Origin of the sequence: Algoriphagus aquatilis (assembly GCF_042657405.1) — a bacterium.
In the GTDB taxonomy this organism is placed as follows: Bacteria; Bacteroidota; Bacteroidia; order Cytophagales; family Cyclobacteriaceae; genus Algoriphagus; species Algoriphagus aquatilis.
On sequence record NZ_JBHSKS010000010.1, the window covers coordinates 54,706 to 72,982 of the forward strand.

Annotated in this window: 19 protein-coding genes; 16 read left to right on the plus strand and 3 right to left on the minus strand. The window is 43.7% G+C overall.

What is annotated here, in order from left to right; genetic code table 11:
* Positions 1–165 precede the first annotated feature (165 nt).
* Together ACFPIK_RS12945 and ACFPIK_RS12950 are read right to left on the minus strand one after the other, a co-directional pair.
* Positions 166–1,266 carry an endo-1,4-beta-xylanase gene (locus ACFPIK_RS12945; RefSeq protein WP_377915924.1) on the minus strand — a complete coding sequence of 367 codons (1,101 nt, stop codon included), beginning with the start codon at positions 1,264–1,266 and terminating at the stop codon, positions 166–168.
* Positions 1,267–1,413: 147 nt separating this feature from the next.
* Entirely contained in the window at positions 1,414–1,953 is a 540-nt protein-coding gene (locus tag ACFPIK_RS12950) for a hypothetical protein (protein ID WP_377915926.1), read from the minus strand.
* A 152-nt stretch (positions 1,954–2,105) separates the two neighbouring features.
* Between ACFPIK_RS12950 and ACFPIK_RS12955 the strand changes: the two genes are divergently transcribed.
* The 10 genes from ACFPIK_RS12955 to ACFPIK_RS13000 all read left to right on the plus strand — a co-directional run bounded on the left by ACFPIK_RS12955 (position 2,106) and on the right by ACFPIK_RS13000 (position 9,674).
* Positions 2,106–2,711, plus strand: coding sequence for a hypothetical protein (locus ACFPIK_RS12955; RefSeq protein WP_377915928.1), 606 nt, complete (start codon positions 2,106–2,108; stop codon positions 2,709–2,711).
* Positions 2,708–3,364 carry a DUF2306 domain-containing protein gene (locus ACFPIK_RS12960; protein WP_377915930.1) on the plus strand — a complete coding sequence of 219 codons (657 nt, stop codon included), beginning with the start codon at positions 2,708–2,710 and terminating at the stop codon, positions 3,362–3,364. Before ACFPIK_RS12955 ends, ACFPIK_RS12960 begins: the two co-directional genes overlap by 4 nt.
* A gap of 332 nt (positions 3,365–3,696) precedes the next feature.
* A complete protein-coding gene (purN, locus tag ACFPIK_RS12965; RefSeq protein ID WP_377915932.1) occupies positions 3,697–4,287 on the plus strand; it encodes a phosphoribosylglycinamide formyltransferase in 591 nt (196 codons plus the stop codon).
* Positions 4,288–4,408: 121 nt separating this feature from the next.
* Entirely contained in the window at positions 4,409–4,957 is a 549-nt protein-coding gene (locus ACFPIK_RS12970; protein WP_377915934.1) for a dihydrofolate reductase family protein, read from the plus strand.
* Positions 4,958–5,050: 93 nt separating this feature from the next.
* Complete coding sequence (locus tag ACFPIK_RS12975) at positions 5,051–5,539, plus strand: phage integrase N-terminal SAM-like domain-containing protein (RefSeq protein ID WP_377915936.1); 489 nt, start codon at positions 5,051–5,053, stop codon at positions 5,537–5,539.
* Between the two features lie 144 nt (positions 5,540–5,683).
* A complete protein-coding gene (locus ACFPIK_RS12980; protein WP_377915938.1) occupies positions 5,684–6,247 on the plus strand; it encodes a tyrosine-type recombinase/integrase in 564 nt (187 codons plus the stop codon).
* A gap of 90 nt (positions 6,248–6,337) precedes the next feature.
* A complete protein-coding gene (locus ACFPIK_RS12985) occupies positions 6,338–6,997 on the plus strand; it encodes a hypothetical protein (RefSeq protein WP_377915940.1) in 660 nt (219 codons plus the stop codon).
* Positions 6,998–7,148: 151 nt separating this feature from the next.
* Positions 7,149–7,748, plus strand: a complete 600-nt coding sequence (locus ACFPIK_RS12990; protein ID WP_377915942.1) for a hypothetical protein — start codon at positions 7,149–7,151, stop codon at positions 7,746–7,748.
* Between the two features lie 172 nt (positions 7,749–7,920).
* Entirely contained in the window at positions 7,921–8,871 is a 951-nt protein-coding gene (locus ACFPIK_RS12995) for a hypothetical protein (RefSeq protein WP_377915944.1), read from the plus strand.
* 164 nt (positions 8,872–9,035) lie between these two features.
* The gene (locus tag ACFPIK_RS13000) at positions 9,036–9,674 is read left to right on the plus strand and encodes a hypothetical protein (protein ID WP_377915946.1); all 639 of its coding nucleotides are present in this window, start codon (positions 9,036–9,038) and stop codon (positions 9,672–9,674) included.
* Between the two features lie 100 nt (positions 9,675–9,774).
* Here the strand turns inward: ACFPIK_RS13000 and ltrA are convergent, their stop codons facing one another.
* Positions 9,775–11,055, minus strand: a complete 1,281-nt coding sequence (ltrA, locus tag ACFPIK_RS13005) for a group II intron reverse transcriptase/maturase (RefSeq protein ID WP_377915948.1) — start codon at positions 11,053–11,055, stop codon at positions 9,775–9,777.
* Positions 11,056–11,806: 751 nt separating this feature from the next.
* Here ltrA and purH point away from each other — a divergent pair.
* From purH to ACFPIK_RS13035, 6 genes are all read left to right on the plus strand, one after another.
* Positions 11,807–13,333 (plus strand): bifunctional phosphoribosylaminoimidazolecarboxamide formyltransferase/IMP cyclohydrolase, encoded by a 1,527-nt coding sequence (gene purH, locus ACFPIK_RS13010; protein ID WP_377915950.1) that lies wholly within the window; start codon positions 11,807–11,809, stop codon positions 13,331–13,333.
* A 593-nt stretch (positions 13,334–13,926) separates the two neighbouring features.
* Positions 13,927–14,145 (plus strand): hypothetical protein, encoded by a 219-nt coding sequence (locus tag ACFPIK_RS13015; RefSeq protein WP_377915952.1) that lies wholly within the window; start codon positions 13,927–13,929, stop codon positions 14,143–14,145.
* The gene (locus ACFPIK_RS13020) at positions 14,135–14,467 is read left to right on the plus strand and encodes a type II toxin-antitoxin system RelE/ParE family toxin (protein ID WP_377915954.1); all 333 of its coding nucleotides are present in this window, start codon (positions 14,135–14,137) and stop codon (positions 14,465–14,467) included. Before ACFPIK_RS13015 ends, ACFPIK_RS13020 begins: the two co-directional genes overlap by 11 nt.
* 222 nt (positions 14,468–14,689) lie before the next feature.
* The gene (gene cysS / locus ACFPIK_RS13025) at positions 14,690–16,183 is read left to right on the plus strand and encodes a cysteine--tRNA ligase (protein ID WP_377915956.1); all 1,494 of its coding nucleotides are present in this window, start codon (positions 14,690–14,692) and stop codon (positions 16,181–16,183) included.
* Positions 16,173–17,156, plus strand: coding sequence for a M28 family peptidase (locus tag ACFPIK_RS13030; protein ID WP_377915958.1), 984 nt, complete (start codon positions 16,173–16,175; stop codon positions 17,154–17,156). Before cysS ends, ACFPIK_RS13030 begins: the two co-directional genes overlap by 11 nt.
* A 75-nt stretch (positions 17,157–17,231) precedes the next feature.
* Complete coding sequence (locus ACFPIK_RS13035) at positions 17,232–18,266, plus strand: LacI family DNA-binding transcriptional regulator (protein ID WP_377915960.1); 1,035 nt, start codon at positions 17,232–17,234, stop codon at positions 18,264–18,266.
* The last annotated feature ends 11 nt before the right edge of the window (positions 18,267–18,277 follow it).

An 18,277-nucleotide genomic window follows, 5' to 3' on the forward strand; every position in this document is an offset into this window, starting at 1 on the left:
AAACCAAAAAATATCGAATTCACAGAATAATAAGTTATAAATTATACACTAATTAAACTTATATTCTGTATTTAACGGTATTTCAAAAATAAGATAAGGCCAGACTCTAAAAAATTGCCAAAAACCGAATAAAGTGTTGTTTTTTAATACAAAATGAATCCCTTCCTATTTCTGAAAAACCTCCAAAAACCCCTTCTTCAAGGCTTTTTCGCGATCAAACAGCAAGGGGTAATTGGTGCGTCCTCTCACAGGCCAATTGTTAAGCCAGCTCCTGCCGTCATGTAGTCCCCAAAAGGTAACCCTGGAAATTTTATCGGAATGTTTCTTAAAAAGTCGAAAAAGAGACACATATCGATCTACTAGCTTACCCTCAATCTCTATTGGAAGACCATTTTTATAAGGGTTCCATTCATCGGATTCTGCGAAATTGATATTCAAGTCAGCCCCCTCTACCTCACCCGGTCTAGGCAACACCTCCACATCCAACTCTGTCACGTGTACCTCAAATCCCGCCTGATGGATATCCAAAATCGCCTGTTCGATCTGATCCAAGGAAGGAGAATCCACCCGATAGTGTCCTTGCATGCCTATCCCGTCGATTCGTACTCCCTGATTTCTGAGTTTGGTCGCCATTTCCAATATGGCCTTTCGCTTAGCCGGTTTCCAGACATTGTAATCATTATAATAAAGCGCAGCAGCAGGATCTACTTCGTGCGCTTTTTCAAAAGCTTTTTTGATAAAATCTTCCCCGATCAGGTTGTACCAATGCGTTTTGCGCCAAGTACCATCGTCCTCAAAAGCCTCATTGACCACATCCCAACCGTTAATTTTTCCTTTGTACCTGCCCACCACCTGCTCAATATGGTCTTCCATTCGTAGCGTGAGTTCTTCACCGCTGACAAACTGCCCCTCCTCATTTTTGAATACCCAAGCAGGAGTCTGCTGATGCCACACCAAGGTATGACCGACAATAAAAGTCCCCATTCGCTCGCCCAACGCCACAAAAGCATCCCCAAACTCAAATCGATATTCTCCGGGATTAGGATGGACCGGACCCCATTTCAATCCGTTTTCGGCAGTAATGGAGTTGAAATGCAAGTTCAACAACGAATCTGCACCGGGCTCTTTACCCGTCACCTGAGCCAAATTGACCGCAGCTCCGAGGAAAAAATCATCCTTGAACTTGTCCTTCAACCCCTCTTTGGGGAGGTCTTGGCAAACAAAAAGGAGAAGCAGTAAGGCGAGGAAAGAAAATGCTTTTATCATTCCTAAAAATAAACAACCCACATGATTCTAGGTGGGTTGTTCAAATGAGCAATAGACCGCTGAATAAATTATCGGGCAAAAATCCGGCGTCTAATTCCAATTCCCGGGCTTACTCCATTTTCAAATCGATCTAGGAAAGCCAGGCAATCAATCTTTCCCGCCGCCTTTAAACTGATCCTCTTTGTAGGCAAAGAGCACGTTGAAAGTGGTCAGGGAACCGTAGCAACGGGTAATGTATTGTTGTAAACCTACCCGGTCCTCGTCATCGAGTTTGGGGTGATTATTGATGTTTTGTTCCAACACGCGGAGCTTTTCCCTTACCATCACAATCTTGTGAAAGAAAGTCTCAATTGGGATTTCTTTAGCCTGAAGACTCTTGTCATAAGGCTCAATGACTAGCGTTCCGCCCATCCATTTCCCGCCTAAAGGAACCAATGGGGCTCTTTCAGAAGTAGCCTGAAGTGCTTCTCGTATGGCCTTCTCGACATCTTTCATGGTGAGCATCGGAAAGTCTGGCACTTTGGCCTCTTCTACTGTAAACCCTTCATAATCTCGGGCGAGGGTCTTTACCTCTTCGGAGGAGGAAAAATAAATCTTATAGTATGTGGCGTCCACGGAGACAATCACTCCCGAACCGAATTTAGGATGGGCAATGCGGCTTCCCACCGCTAGTTCACTTGCTGACATATTGTGTTATGCTAAAGTTGAAACCCGAAAATAGCAAGAAAGCGTATCGAATGGGAAATGGGGCAATATTTCTACAGAAAATCTAGCCTATTTTTATCCATGAAAACCACCATATTTCTGAAAATTTTACCTTTTAATTCGACAGACCACGCATGAAGCCATTTTTTACCAATTCCATCGCAGCCTTCCTTGGCTTTACCTTTTGGGGTGCCGGCATGTCCAAACTCTATGCAGGCTATCAGTTTATCGGATGGATCGGCCCCCGATGGCTCGTGGAAAGACTCGCCGAATTTAACCTTGGCCTCTATGCCCAATTCATCGCAATCAGTCAAATTGTGATTGGATTTATGCTGCTCACTACCCGATTCAAGCTGATTGGCAGCATTATGCTGGTGCCCATGCTGGTCAATATTCTGATGGTCACCATTTCGCAAAATTGGACGGGCACACCCTATGTCCTTGCGGTATTACTGCTGATGAATGCATGTTTACTCTGGCAGTACAGAGACTACTTCAAGCCCTTGGTGGATGAGACCTTTGCACAAGTACCACAGCGAACTAAGTCAATCCGCAGTCTGGCCGGGCATGCCGTGTGGACAGCCGGACTTTGTCTCAATTTACTTTCCATTGCCGTATCCTTCAGCCATCTTTATTCAGCATTCGCTTTGGCCGGGATCGGTGTCACGTTGGGCATTTTGGCTTTCAGAGTAGATCGCTATTCCCTTCCATCCAAAAGCAATCCCCCATCTCAAACATGAACGAAAAATTTTTCAACCTTTTACTTTTTCTACACATCCTCGGAGGTTCGATCGGATTGCTGTGTGGTTTGCTGGTCTTTATCCTGAAAAAAGGAACTTCCCGACATGCTAACCTAGGCAGGTTGTTTATCCTGGGAATGCTCCTGACCGGGATCACTGCCCAACTCATGGCTTTCATCCGGCCCAATGCCTTCCTGTTTATGGTGGGCGTATTTACGATTTACCAGGTGGGAACGGGTGCAAGGGCCATTTACAGCAAAAGCTTCCGAGCCCAGCATTCCATTGACCGTTTTCTACAGTTTGGGATGGTCATCGCTGGCTTGAGCTTGATTTATCTGGGGATAAAAAAACTCTGGGTTGGGGATCTATTTGGGATTGTATTTGTGGTTTTTGCCGGAATTGGGCTCCTGATGGCACTACAGGACATTCGATCCACAGCTATTCCCCATGACAAAAAAGCCTATATCCGAAAGCATCTCCAGCGCCTTGGAGGAGGATTTATCGCCTCAGCGACGGCCTTTCTGGTGGTCAATTTTCGAGAACTCCCGGACTGGATGCCTGTTTGGACCCTTTGGCTTTTGCCCACGGCATTACTTTATCCCTTGATTTCCTACCATTCTAGAAAGTACCCTCCAAAATCGGTTGGATCGTGAATTGTGATCTGATGGCGGGGGGAGAGTAGGGACAGGAGACGTAAGACGCTAGACACAAGAAGTTAGACCTTAGACTTTAGATAGAAATAGCATCTCATTTACGTCTTGACACTAGCACCTCGTATCTCTGCTCAAAACTCTTGAACCTTACATCTGGATGCTGAAATCTTGATACTTGTGTCTTGATACTAGATACTAATCTCGTCTCTTGCTTCTCGTGTCTCGTATCTTGGCTCAAAACTCTTGATCCTTACTTCTTGATACTTGACACTAAAATCTTGATACTTGTGTCTTGGTACTTGATACTTATCTAGCTTCTTCCCTCTTAAAAAATGATCAAACTCGCCATTCTCGCCTCCGGTAGCGGCTCCAATGCAGAAAAAATCATGGCCCATTTTCAGGGTTCCACCAAAGCTGAAATCGCGCTGATTGCCTCCAACAAGGTCGATGCCTTTGTGCTGGAACGGGCGAAGAAGTTTGGGGTGCCGACCTTCACTTTTTCCCGAAAAGAAATGGATGCAGGAGTGCTTTTGGCCAAGCTTCAGGAAGAACAGATCGATTGGGTGATTTTGGCGGGCTTTTTACTGAAGATCCCGGAGGCGCTCATCCGTGCTTTCCCCAATCGCATGGTGAATATCCATCCGGCACTGCTCCCGAACTATGGAGGAAAGGGCATGTATGGACACCATGTCCACGAGGCAGTCAAAACAGCAGGAGATACTGAGACAGGCATTACCATCCACCTGGTCAACGAACATTACGATGAGGGAAAAATCATCTTCCAGGCGGCTACTCCTGTGACCCCGGAAGATACCCCTGATACGATAGCTCAAAAAGTGCATGCCTTGGAACATCGGTATTTCCCGGAGGTAATTGAGAGTTTGGTGGGCACCTCGACAAGCTCGGTGACAGATGTAGGATGAACCTAGTGGGATTTCGGATTTCGGATTTCGGGAAGTTCAACCCTGAACACTGAACACTGAACACTGAACACTACGACTTAATTCTGAACCCTGCTACTGAACAAGAACCACTGCAAAAGATATGAACACCAGTAACCGCGTATTTATCGCCACCAGCCTCGATGGCTTCATCGCAGATTCTACCGGAAAGCTTGACTTTTTAGACACTTTTCCGGAGATCAATCAGATCGACTCTGGCTATGGGGCTTTTATGGCAGAGGTCGATGCGCTGGTCATGGGTAGAATTACCTTTAAAACGGTTTGCGGATTTGACATGGACTGGCCTTACCAAAAGCCGGTTTTTGTGCTAAGCCATACGCTGACCGAACTGCCGGAAAAAGCCAAAGGAAAAGCGGAATTGGTCAGTGGAAATTTGTCTGAAATCCTGGAAACTATCCATGGAAAAGGATACTCCAAGCTGTACATCGACGGAGGCAAAACCATCCAAAGCTTCTTGAAGGAAGATTTGATCGATGAGATGATCATTACGGTGATTCCTGTCCTCCTGGGTTCGGGCATTCCGTTATTCGGCCCCCTACAAAATCCCTTGATTTTTGAATGCAGGGAGAGCAAGTTGTTTCTGGACAAGATTGTCCAGAATCGATTTGTGAGGCAAAGAGCTCAGCGCTAATTAGTGACTTTCTGCCCTTTTGGTCTGCTAGGATTCTTGCTAAATCTCATTCCAAAGTTTATTTTCCATTTTTCAATCTGATTTTTAGTCACCATGAAAACAATTTTTGTCAAAAACGGCGAATCCCGAGGCAAGCACTTAGTGCTACTGGAGTTTCCATTTGACCATCAGCTGAAAGATCTGGTCAAAATCCTCCATGGGGCTGAATGGAACACGGGACTTAAAGCTTGGACCATCCCCTATTCCGATTCAGTCATTTCGGATTTGCTGAAGCTGTTTAGGGGAAAAGCCTGGCTGGATTATTCCACATTCAAAAAAATTAAAATCGAGCCCAATCCAGAGCCCTTGGCCCCATTAGCTGGAGAACTGGAGCAGGAAATCCGATCATTTGCAGATGGGATGCGCACCAGGCGTTATTCCGAATCCACGATCAAAAACTACAGTCAGGGGATCGGATTGTTTTTTCGCTTCCTGCAAAACAAAAACCCCGAACTAATTACCAATGAGGACTTGGAACTTTTCAACAAAGATTATATAATTAGTAGAAATCAAGCAAAACTAACTATTCCTACACTTGAATAATTATAAAAATGCGAGATTCCATATGGCAACTAAAAAACAATTATAATCATATGAAAATCCTCAGCATCCTTTCAGTCCGGGGTCATCAATGCAGTCAAGCTGTTTTTTGCCAATCGGCTGCATCGAAAACTGGAACCGGAACTAGTGGAGCGACCCAAGCAACCGAGGCTACTGCCGCATGTATTAAGTAAAGAAGAAGTGAAACAGATCCTGCAAGCCCATCAAAACATCAAGCACCGCACCATGCTGAGTCTGATCTATGCCTGTGGACTGAGAAGAGGAGAACTTCTGAACCTGAAGCCCCAGGACATCGATTCACAGCGAGGAATGCTTCGTGTAAATCAGGGAAAAGGAAAAAAGGACAGACTGGTGCCAATCAGCGAAAAAATAATCGGGATCCTCCGTGAGTATTACCAATATGAAAAGCCAACCGAATATTTGTTTGAAGGAGAGAAAATGGGAGAAAAATATAGCGAAGGAAGCCTCCAAAAAGTACTGAAAAGCGCCTTAAAAAAGGCGAAAATAGCAAAGCCTGTTACACTACATTGGTTAAGGCACAGTTACGCAACACACCTTTTAGAAAGCGGTACCGACCTAAGATTCATCCAAGAACTGCTTGGCCATAATTCCAGTAAAACCACAGAGATCTACACGCATGTGAGTCAAAAAAGCTTACAGAAAATAAAAAGTCCTTTTGACGACCTCTAGAAAAAATGCCAAAAGGTGCACAAATGCAACCATATAGGACAACTAGGCGGAAAAAAGGTATATGAATAAACAAGTTACCTGCAATTGGAAATGAAGAACATTCTATATTTAACAACTATAATTCTGACTTTATATTCTTGCAAACAGCAATCTAAATGGGAACCAAAAGAATTTTCATTAAAAGTTTGTGATTGCTTCGAAAAACTAAACCAAGGAACAATAGATGAGCGATTAACACCCTGTTTTTTAAGCCCTATAAACGAAAATATAGGATTAATCCACACAACGTTTTATTCAAAAAAAACAACAGAAGATGCTCTTTATCAGTATACGATGAGTGTTACTATTGAACTAGTTCGTAATTGTGATAAATTCTACAACGAAATAAACTCAATGTACTCTGAATTTTATCCAAAAACGGATTTTGACTCAGTTCAAGAATCTATCATAGAACTAACTGACTCAATCACTTCAAACAACATTCCTGATTTAATAAAAATCAAACTCTTGAATAAAAGAATATCACTTTATACAAAAGCAAGAAAGTTTGAAAATGCATTAAATGATATTAAGATTATGTCATCTGAATTTGGAAATGTGAAAGAAACACATTTTGTTAGTGCATATATTTATATGAGTCAAAAAGAATATGAAAAAGCATTAGAACAAATTGATTTAGCAATTAAATATGATAATCCAGACTATATATTGTATAAAGAATTAATAAAACGGAGGAAAAAAAGCAGGTAACAGCACCTACCCAAAAGTGGTGGTTCAGCGGTTAAGTCAAGCTTTGTGCACCTATCAAAGTTTCTGCTTGGCTGACAGTGAAGTGCTTCGAAATCGCCACCTTCGGGTAGCTGCAAAACGTTGTAGGGCATTTTAAAAGACACAGTAGACAATGGCCTCAAGAGAAATGTATAATGCGACAGCTCATTTGAGTTCCCTGATAACTTGGGACAGGGATTGGATACATTTCGGGACTGAAAATGAAATTAAATTAGGTTTGTTAGAGAAACTAATTGAAGAACATTTAAGCGGAAATGATTTATTGTTTATTCATGGAAGGACAACTTCTAGGCAAATAAAAAAAGAAGAGATAATTAAAACAATAAGGCCATTTCTTGGAACAGACGACTTTCAACTTTGGACTGTGACAATGGATAGAGTAATTCGTTTTAATAAAATTGGCGTTCTTCACCTTGGACAGAGAATTAAAAAAGATTTAGAGAAATCAACTGATACAGCAGTATTCACAACAAAGTTTGTCCTTGAAGACAACAAGGTAGTAACTTATGTGACACATGAAATTGAAGATGGAGCATGGCAATTTTTTAGCGATGACGAGTTTGAGGAATTTGAGAGCGTTGCAAGAATTATTGGACTAAATGAGATTATGGACAAGGACCCAACTTTAAAGCAGTTGGTAGACATGGAACCTGGACACATAGCAACGAGAAAACACAAAGAGGACAAGTGGACAATTAAAAAAAAGGAGTAAAAACGCCCTACAACATCACCTAAGAGCAAGCGGGCGGAAACGCTAAATTGAAAGTGATTACCTTTCATTAACCTTGGTCGTGGCGGACAGTGCTTCGGGTTTTAATGCCCGCCTGCTCTTAGCCTTGGCCGTTGGCAAACATTTCAAAACGAAACCCCACAATCAAAAACTAATGAAAAAAGTAATCCAGTTAATCGGAGTAATTTTTCTCTTAGTTGGAGGATATTTTGCTGTTAAAACAGGATATCATCTTTTGAATTACGAATTAACTTGGGGACTTAATCGTGGAACTTTTGGATATGCAAGACCATATTGGGAAATAGTTGTTGAGTTTCTGTTTTGGATTACAGTAATAATTGGAGGTTTAGGGTTCTTAACTTCAAAAAAATTAGGATTGAAAATAGGAAGTTATGCACTCATTCTTCCAATACTAACTTCCTTAATTTTTTTGATTATTAGCATTTTCAAAAAGCTCAATTATTCAAATATCTTAATGGTTAATAATGAAAGCCAAAAAATGTCCTTAAAAGAACAATGGGAATACATTTATTCTCAACCAATTTATTTTGCAGTTCTAGTTTTGGCTCTTATCACAATAATGATTGTATCAAAGCACCAGTTAAAAGTAGAAGATGGGTATAATAATTCATCCAAGAAAAAAATAAATTTAATGATTTTTACTTTTCTAATTTTTTTATCATGTGCAGAAAAAAGGTTTGAAAAAATTCAATATCAAAACGGCTATCAAATATTGAATGTGAATTCTACAAATAGAAATGGAGAAGCAATGGAGCCTGTTTTATTGAAAGTAGTATCACCTGACACGGTTGAAATTGGAGAACTAATTGATGTTAAGGTCTTTTTATCGCAACCTAATTTTAAAATAGTAGATGCCAGTTTTGATTGTGAAGTTTCAGATATGTCATTAGCTGATACTACGAACAATAAAATAATTGGATGTTCAAAAGGTTTACTTGTAGAGAATGATACCGTAAGAATTCAGTTTAATGTTGGAGGTGATTTTGGGGAGAAAGAATTTCCAGAAATAGTAATCCTCTCTAAAGGAGATGATAATGTTTACAGATATCATAAAGGGATATTTAACTACTTTGTGAAAAGATAAACGTGTGCCAACATCACCTTGGATACAGCGGGCGGTTCCAAGTAAATTGAAAGTTTATTATCTTTAAAAAGTTAGGAGTAGGCTGGAAGCGAACGGCTCCGAATGCCCGCCGTCTCCAAGCTGAATCCCGTTATGTGTAACCTTAGGACGACAGTAAACATTAAATGACAGCATTAACGACATTAGGAATTCTCTGTATAATCCTGGTTTGTTTTGGACCAGCGACAGACCTTATTGTTGACATTTATAGAAACCCTAAACCGACACAAATCGACAAGGACGGAAAACGTGAATTAAAAATAAATCGCATTAATTTTTGGGACTATTTAATCTTAATAATTCCTGCTTTTTTGTTATTAATGGGACTTTTATCAAATGCACAAAAAGAAAGGGCGACAAGTTTTGCGATACTTGGGATTGGTTATATGATGCTAATTTTATCTTCATACAACAGACGTATTGAAATTCCAAAAATCAATTGGTTCTTGTTCACTACTTGCTTGACCTTAATAGTTGTTTCATACTTACTCGGACAATCTAACGTGAACTATTCCTTTCCTTCAGGGACAAATAGCTTGACATTACTATATTTTCCAGCAGCAGCTTATATATTTTTACAGGCAAGTAGACACATAATAAAACTGACGACCAACACATATCCAGTAACTTTAGACAAACATTATAGAGTTGGACATTATCACATACGATACAACAGAAAAACAACTTATTGGGACTTGGCTTGGACACTACTAAGTATGATTGGGTTTCCAGGACTGATAACTTATTTAACGATGATGAAATGAAAGAAAAGGCTAAACATAATCGAGTAGACGGCCCTACCGAGTTTCCTCGATAGGGTGCGCCTCTCACACCACCGTACGTACGGGTCTCGTATACGGCGGTTCACTGGATTGTAGGTTGCGATTTTTGGTAATAGGAAAGCATCGATTCATACCCTTTCCTTCTCAAACGAGACAGCGTGATAGTCGTCGTCAGAATCGGACTCTGAGCGACTGCCCACCCCCCTTTCCTAGTTCTGCTAAATGCATAGGCATGGTCTTGGTCTACTCCCAATCTGATCAGGTTTTTACGTTTTCGCTCAGGCTTTTTCCAGTCGTGCCAGATGCAGTAGCGAAGTCGGTTTCTCAGCCACTCATCGAGTGATTTCAGTTTAGCGGTGATGCTGGCAAGGCGGTAGTTATTTACCCAGCCCCGCCATACCTCGCTCAACTTTTGAAGCCTTTCCTCAAAACTATACGGTTTTGTCTTCTTGGTGATCTGTTTGAGTTTGCGTTTCAGTGAGTCCCAGCTGTTTTTCTTCACTACCAACTGATATTTTCCTTTGACTCCTCTTTCGTAGGTCGGGACAAATGCATGTCCTAATAACTCAAAATCGGATGGTCTTCGGATGCCACTCTTTTCCCTGTTGATGGGCAATTTGAGTTTGTCTCTTAGGAAGAGATAAATCTCATTGCCTACTTTTCTGGCTTCCTTCTTTGACTTGGTGTAGATGCTGAAGTCATCCGCATAGCGGACGTATTTCAGGTTTCTCCGTTCCAGTTCCTTGTCCAGTAAATCCAGAAGGATATTGGACAGAAGTGGACTGAGTGGCGAGCCTTGTGGCACGCCTTTTCTACGTTTATGCAGTTTTCCGTTGATCTGGATCGGTGCACGGAGCCATTTTCGGATGAGCCGTAGGGTGGTCTGACATTTTACCCGTTGGTAAATGAGTTCAAGTAAAATCGAATGGTCCACTTCGTCAAAGAATCCTTTCAGATCGATGTCCACAATATCCTGATAGCCATCATTGATGTAGTTCAGGGCTTGCTTTACCGTCTTATGGATGTTCTTTTCGGGACGGAATCCATAGCTGTGATCTTCAAACGTGAGTTCATACTTGGTCATCAGTACTTGGCTTACCGCCTGTTGGAGCCATCTGTCCACTACGGTGGGAACTCCAAGCAACCTTGTCTTTCCGTTACTCTTGGGAATTTCCACTCCCCTGATAGGATTCGGTACATACGTATGGTTGAGGATGGAGGTAGCAATCCTGTCCCTTTCGCTCTCCAAATGGGAAAGTAGTTCGGTGACCTCCATGCTGTCCAATCCTGCCGAACCTTTGTTGCTCACTACCTGTCGGTAGGCTTTGTACAGGTTCTTACGGTTGAGTACTTGTTCTATCATTCTTTAATCTATTAACCCTGTCCGCTTGAGAAAAGGCTATTCCGCAGGGCGGAACTCCTTATCGAATTTGGACGTAATCCAATGTTCGGCCCTTCGCCAGTTTCATGAGACCTCCATCGTCCAGATGGCTCGTTTCTGCTGGTTACTATGACCTCTGCTGACTTCTCTTGGATGTTCTCGACATCCAGAGATCTCCCTCGGTAAGATGAATATCCTTGTGCCTATCACTGCCCTATCTACTACATCGGTGCTTCCTTCCTTGCGGAAGGCTGGGACTTCGGTGTGCTGTGTCACCTCATCCGACCTCATAGCCTCTGTATAGGGTTCCTGTTCGTCAGTACAGACACCGCAGTCTGGCTTACTTCACTGCATGCCTCACAGCAAACCAGCTTGCCACTTGCTTGGCTTCGGGACGTTACCCCCGCGCTTAGGGACTTTCACCCGTTGGAACGGTCAACTAAATGACCTATATTCACCATTCAAGGCACACACAGCACCTACCCAAAAGGCGGGGTTTCGTGTTCCAAAGACAGTTTTGAGGTTAATCAAACCTTAGTTTTTCAAATCAAGTTTTGTGGTAAAATTCCCGCCCTTCGGGTAGCTGCAAAACGTTACTAAAAGTACCTAACCCCAAGCGATTCCTCCGCCATTTGGTTTTTCCAGTCCAAGTTCTCCAATTTTTCAGCCTTCGGTTCCAACCAATTTTTCTACCTTTGCGCTTTCCCAAGCGTTCAATCCAATCCATTCCCCAATGGCCACCAAAAAAATACAATCTGCCCTCATCTCAGTCTATTACAAAGACAATCTCGAACCGATCATCGCCCTCCTAAAAAAGCATGGAGTGAAAATCTACTCCACCGGAGGCACCCAAAAATTCATCGAAGAGCAAGGCGCAGAAGTAATTCCTGTAGAAGAATTGACCTCCTACCCTTCCATTTTCGGAGGCAGAGTGAAGACCCTCCACCCAAAGATCTTTGGAGGTATCCTCTACCGAAGAGAAAATGAAGGCGATGTAGCCCAAGCTGCGGAATACGACATCCCGGCCATCGACTTGGTGATTGTGGATTTGTATCCGTTTGAAGAAACCGTGGCTTCCGGTGCATCCGAAGCTGACATCATCGAAAAAATCGACATCGGAGGAATCTCCCTCATCCGTGCCGCTGCCAAAAACTTCAAGGACGTGATCATTATTGCTTCCAAAAATCAGTACGGCGAACTCGAAGCCAAGCTGGAAGCGCAAGACGGAGGCACCACGATCGAAGACCGTCGCTACTTCGCGGCGCATGCCTTCCAAGTGTCTTCCAACTACGACACCCATATCTTCAATTACTTCAACCGTGCCGAAAATATCCCGGCGCTGAAAGTCTCCGAAAGCAAAGCCAAAGCCCTCCGCTATGGAGAAAACCCACATCAAGCGGCTCATTTCTACGGCAACTTGGAAGATCTTTTCGATCAACTAAACGGCAAAGAACTCTCTTACAACAACCTGGTGGACGTGGACGCGGCAGTGAATCTGATCGCAGAATTCCCTGACCAAACGGCCTTCGCCATCCTGAAGCACACCAATGCCTGCGGTTGCGCGACAGCAGACACCGTGAAAGAAGCCTATCAGAAGGCGTTTGCCGCTGATACCACTTCCGCTTTTGGCGGAGTCTTGGTCACCAACCGGACCGTGGACCAAGAATCAGCTGAGGAAATGAATTCCTTGTTTTTCGAAGTCCTAATTGCTCCTGAGTTTACCGAAGAGGCCTTGACCGTCTTGAAAGGAAAGAAAAATCGTATCCTGCTTCGCCAAAAAATGGATTTGCCTGGCACCAAGATGATCAAAACCCTGCTCAATGGGGTGATCGAGCAGGACAAGGATTTGGCGACCGAGAGCAAGGCAGATTTCAAAGTGGTCACTCAAGTCGCACCAACTGAAAAAGAGCTGGATGCTTTGGTCTTCGCAGCGAAAGTCTGCAAGCACACCAAGTCAAATACCATCGTCTTGAGCAATGACTCGCAACTGTTCGCTTCAGGCGTGGGACAAACTTCCCGAGTGGATGCACTCCGTCAGGCCATCATCAAAGCCGGAGAATTTGGCTTTGACCTGAAAGGTGCGGTGATGGCTTCCGATGCCTTTTTCCCATTCCCTGACTGTGTGGAGATTGCGCATGAAGCCGGAATCACCGCGGTAGTTCAGCCCGGTGGATCGATCAAAGACCAAGACAGCATTGCCTTCTGCGACGCACACGGCATGAGCATGGTGATGACCGGCGTGAGACATTTTAAGCATTGATAGTCTGACCTTTGAGGTTTCAAAAACCTCGAAGGTCTAGCATAAAATCTCAAAAACCTCCAGTTCGAATAGGATCGGAGGTTTTTTGTTTTTTTATGGTTGGCAATACCCTCTCTCCAAAGGATTAAATGCCAAAGGCATTTCCTGTCTCAGCCCAGAATTCAATTCTGGATGTAGGTTTTCAAAAGAGTTTTAAGAGTGCCAACGGCACGATCTGTTCATTTTTACAGATCGCCCATTTAGGGCTCGAAATCAAAAATCAAATGTTCAAAGCCCCAAATTGAATTTGAGGCTTTTACATGTTGCGCTTTCATGTGTTTATAATTTGATTTTCATTTGCCACATAGCCTGTCCCGATTTTTCATCGGGAGAATGCCATAGACAATCTTTCCCCAGTGTGAGACATTTTCTCATGGGCATTTCAGCGCATTTTTTCGATTCATCTAGCGTAACTCTCAAAGAAATTAAAATCTGAACCGGAATTAATTGCCTAGCTTTTCCAAGGTTTTTCTACCAGAGTCTTTTCTCGGCCCAATTCTTTATTTTAACTTTCAAAATTCATCCATTAACTTGATTATAAATCCCTTGAGAAAATGAAAACCGTGAGAATCAAAGCATATCCTAAAAACAAAAAGCAAATTCAGTCTATCGCTGATTTTTTGAAGAAAGAAGGGATTGAATTTGAGTTGGTGGAAAAAGAAGAATTCCTGGAATTCATCTCTGAAGTAGAATCCAGCTTAGGTCAGGTAAAACAAATACAGGAGGGGAAACAAAAAAAAGAGCTGGCAAAAGACTTTTTGAATGAATTATGAAGTCATTCTAACACCCGACTTTAAAAAGTTCTTTAAACGGCTTTTTAAAAAATATCCTTCTCTAAAGAATGATCTACTCAAACTAATCCAAGATCTTGAAAACGATTACAAAATCGGCACCCCTCTAGGCTCCAATCTTTTTAAAATCAGAATTTCTATATCAAGTAAAAACAAAGGGAAATCGGGAGGAGCTAGAGTAATCTACTTTTTTGTGAGTGAAGAAAATGAGATTTACCTGATCCATATTTTTGATAAAAGTGAATTTGAAAACCTCCCAAAAGAAACCTTTATTGATCTTTTGAAGAATGCAGGCTTGATCTGAAAGAAATAATCAAGTCGGAAAAATTCTATTAATATTTGCCTAATCCAACTTTTCCAAAGTTTGGAACTTTGGAAAAGATTGAAATATCCTCTTTGGAAAAGTTAACTACCTCTGGAATCCATTTCTTTTCATTTCCCCAGCCAAAACAGCTATTTTGCAGCCCGAACTCGAAAACTGATTTTCCGGTTCTAGGTTCTTGAATTTCGCTTCTAGCCTCTCAAAATGAAATCGCATCAACTCAAGGTATACAACACCCTTTCCCGCCAAAAGGAAGATTTCGCGCCCATCAAAGCTCCCTTTGTGGGGATGTATGTCTGCGGACCGACTGTCTACGGAGATGCACACCTGGGTCATGGCCGTCCTGCGGTCACTTTTGACACCGTCAATAGGTATCTAACTCATCTTGGCTATCGCGTACGCTATGTCCGCAACATCACCGATGTGGGTCACCTGACCGGCGATGCAGACGAGGGAGAAGATAAAATCGCCAAAAAAGCGAAACTCGAGCAGCTCGAGCCCATGGAAGTGGCCCAGCAATACACAGACACGTACCATCGGGACATGGCCTTGCTCAATACCTGGAAACCCAGCATCGAGCCCCGCGCGACGGGTCACATTCCCGAGCAAATCGCTTTGGTAGAAGCCATCCTCAAGGAAGGCTTGGCCTATGAGGTCAATGGCTCAGTCTATTTTGATGTACTCAAATACAACAACAGCTACAAATACGGCAAACTTTCCGGTCGCGTGCTGGACGAACTCATCAGCGGAAGCAGAGACCTTGACGGTCAGGGTGAAAAGCGCAACTCGGTGGATTTTGCCCTTTGGAAAAATGCGTCTCCTGAGCACCTGATGAAGTGGGATTCCCCTTGGGGAGTAGGTTTCCCGGGTTGGCACCTCGAGTGTACAGCCATGAGCTCCAAATATTTAGGAACTCAATTTGACATTCATGGAGGCGGAATGGATCTGATGTTCCCACATCACGAGTGCGAAATCGCTCAAGGCAACGCCTGCAATCACCGCGACCCAGCCAAGTATTGGATGCACAACAACATGATCACCATCAATGGGCAGAAGATGGGCAAGTCCTTGGGCAACTTCATCACGCTACAGGAGCTTTTCACCGGAAATCACCGACTGCTTGAGCAGGCCTACAGCCCGATGACCATCCGTTATTTCATGCTCACGGCGCATTACCGCTCCACCTTGGACTTCTCCAATGATGCTTTGAAAGCAGCCCAAAAAGGCTACAAAAAGATCATTAACGGTCTGAGAATCGCACGAGCATTGGAATACACGCCAAACGCTGAGGTGGCCTTGGATCCTGAACAAATCAAGCAGGTGGAAAGCAGCATCACCTCAGCCTATCGCGCGATGGATGATGACTTCAACACCGCTCAGGCGATTGGACATTTGTTCAATCTGTTGAAAAAGATCAACTCCATGTTTACCGGACAGCTGGCCTCGGCCGCTTTGGGGGAAGAAGTTTTTGCCAAAGTCAAAGAAACCTTCATCACGTTTGTGGTGGATATTTTGGGATTGATCGAGGAAAAGAGTGACGTACAAGATTCCATGCTTGAGCTTTTGCTGAAGCTCTACACCGAGGCGAAAACGGCCCGGGATTATGGAAAAGTAGACGAAATCCGCGCAGGCCTGAAAGCCATGGGCTTTGTGGTGAAAGACATGAAAGACAAAATCGATTGGGCGTATGAAGAATAGTAAACTTTGGCTTATTGCCCTGTTGGTTTTTGTATGGGCGTGTTCGGGGGAAAAAACTACCGAAACCACCGTCACTCCCGAAGTAGTCCTGAAGCCTTATCCTGCATTCAATGCCGACTCTGCCTATGCCTTTGTGCAAAAGCAGGTGGATTTCGGCCCCCGCGTACCGGGTACCAAAGGACATGCAGCTACCAAAGCTTGGATGATTTCCACCTTGGAAAAATACGGTTGGTCGGTACAGTCTCAGGATTTTCAAGCCAAGACTTACGACGGTTTGACTTGGAACTTGTCCAACATCATCGCTTCCTATAATCCTCAAGCCACCAAGCGCATCCTTTTAGCTGCCCATTGGGATACTCGACGGATTGCGGACAAGGATACTGAGCGGCTCAACGAACCCATCGACGGAGCCAACGACGGTGCATCCGGAGTGGGCGTATTGATGGAAATCGCTCGTACGATTGCTTCGCAGGAGTTGAAGCCGGAAGTGGGGATTGATCTGATCTTCTTTGACGGAGAAGACGACGGTGAACCGGAAAACGCGAAGGTTACCAATAACGCCCAAATCTGGTGGTGCCACGGTTCGCAGTATTGGTCCAAAAACAAGCATATTCCAAATTACTCCGCCTATTATGGGATTTTGGTCGATTTAGTGGGAGCCAAAAACGCCAGATTTTACCGAGAAGGGTATTCCAGACAATACGCAAGCGGCATCGTGTCGAAGGTTTGGGGAAATGGCTCCCAGTTGGGACACTCAGGCTATTTCATTCAGCAGGATGCTCCCGAGATTTTGGATGACCATTATTTTGTCAATGCGATTGGAGGAATCCCGATGGTAGATATCATTGAGTTTTCCCCTGACTTTGGATTTGGTCATTACCACCACACCCATCAAGACAACATGGAGCTCATTGACGCTCGTACTCTGAAAGCAGTAGGTGAAACTGTTTTGTTTACAGTTTATCAGGAATAGCGTTTTTTCGCCAAATCTTTGCTTTATTCGTAATAGCAGACGATTGCATTTTAAGGAAAATAGAAAGCACTACCTATGAAGAAGGGTCATCAGATCACGATGAAGGAAATCGCCAAAAAGCTCGGAGTGTCGGTTTCCACCATTTCCAGGGCGCTCAAAGACTCCCCGGAATTGCATCCTGAGACCAAGCGTAAGATCGTGGAGGCTGCCAAGGAGATGAACTACCAACCCAATCTTCTGGCTCAGAGTCTTCGTATCAGCCGTTCCAAAACACTCGGGGTAATTGTACCGGAGATCACTTCTCACTTTTTCGCCTCTTGTATCAGCGGCATCCAGGACACCGCCAACAAGCGCGGCTACAACGTGATGATCTGCCAAAGCAACGAATCGATCGAGCAGGAAAAAGCCAATATCCGAACCTTAGTTTCCAGCCAAGTGGACGGGCTGTTGATTTCGCTCAGTCGTGAAACCAACCAATTTGAGCACCTCTACGACCTCTACGACCGGGAAATCAACTTTGTATTGTTTGACCGGGTGCAGGAAGATATCCCTGTTTCCAAAGTCACTTTTAATGACGCCGGCGGTGCATATCAAGTGACCAAGCATTTGCTTGAAAATGGTTCCAGACGAATCGTCTACGTATCTGGACCTGAGGACTTGTACATTTCCAAAAAGCGAAAAGAAGGGTATCTCCGTGCCTTGGCAGAGTTTGGCGTCCATCAGGACAACTCCCTGATCAAAATCACCGATCTGACCGAAGCGGGAAACATCAAAGTCGCCCGAGACATTTTAAAGATGCGGCCGCAGCCTGACGCTGTTTTTTGCATGATTGACCCCGTGGCCGTAGATGTGTTGACCGAATGGAAATCCCAAGGCATCCGCATTCCGGAAGACATTGCTCTGGCAGGATTTACCAATAACCCCACTTCGGCTGTGGTCGAACCCCCACTGACCACGGTGGCACAACCCGGCTACGAAATGGGGAAATTAGCTGTCAGCCACCTGTTGGATCAATTGGATGGCATTGCCTCCGAAGATCCGATCTCCATTGTTTTGGAAACGACACTCGTTCCAAGGAAATCATCCCAGCATTTTGAAGTGAAAAAATAATCAGCAAAAAG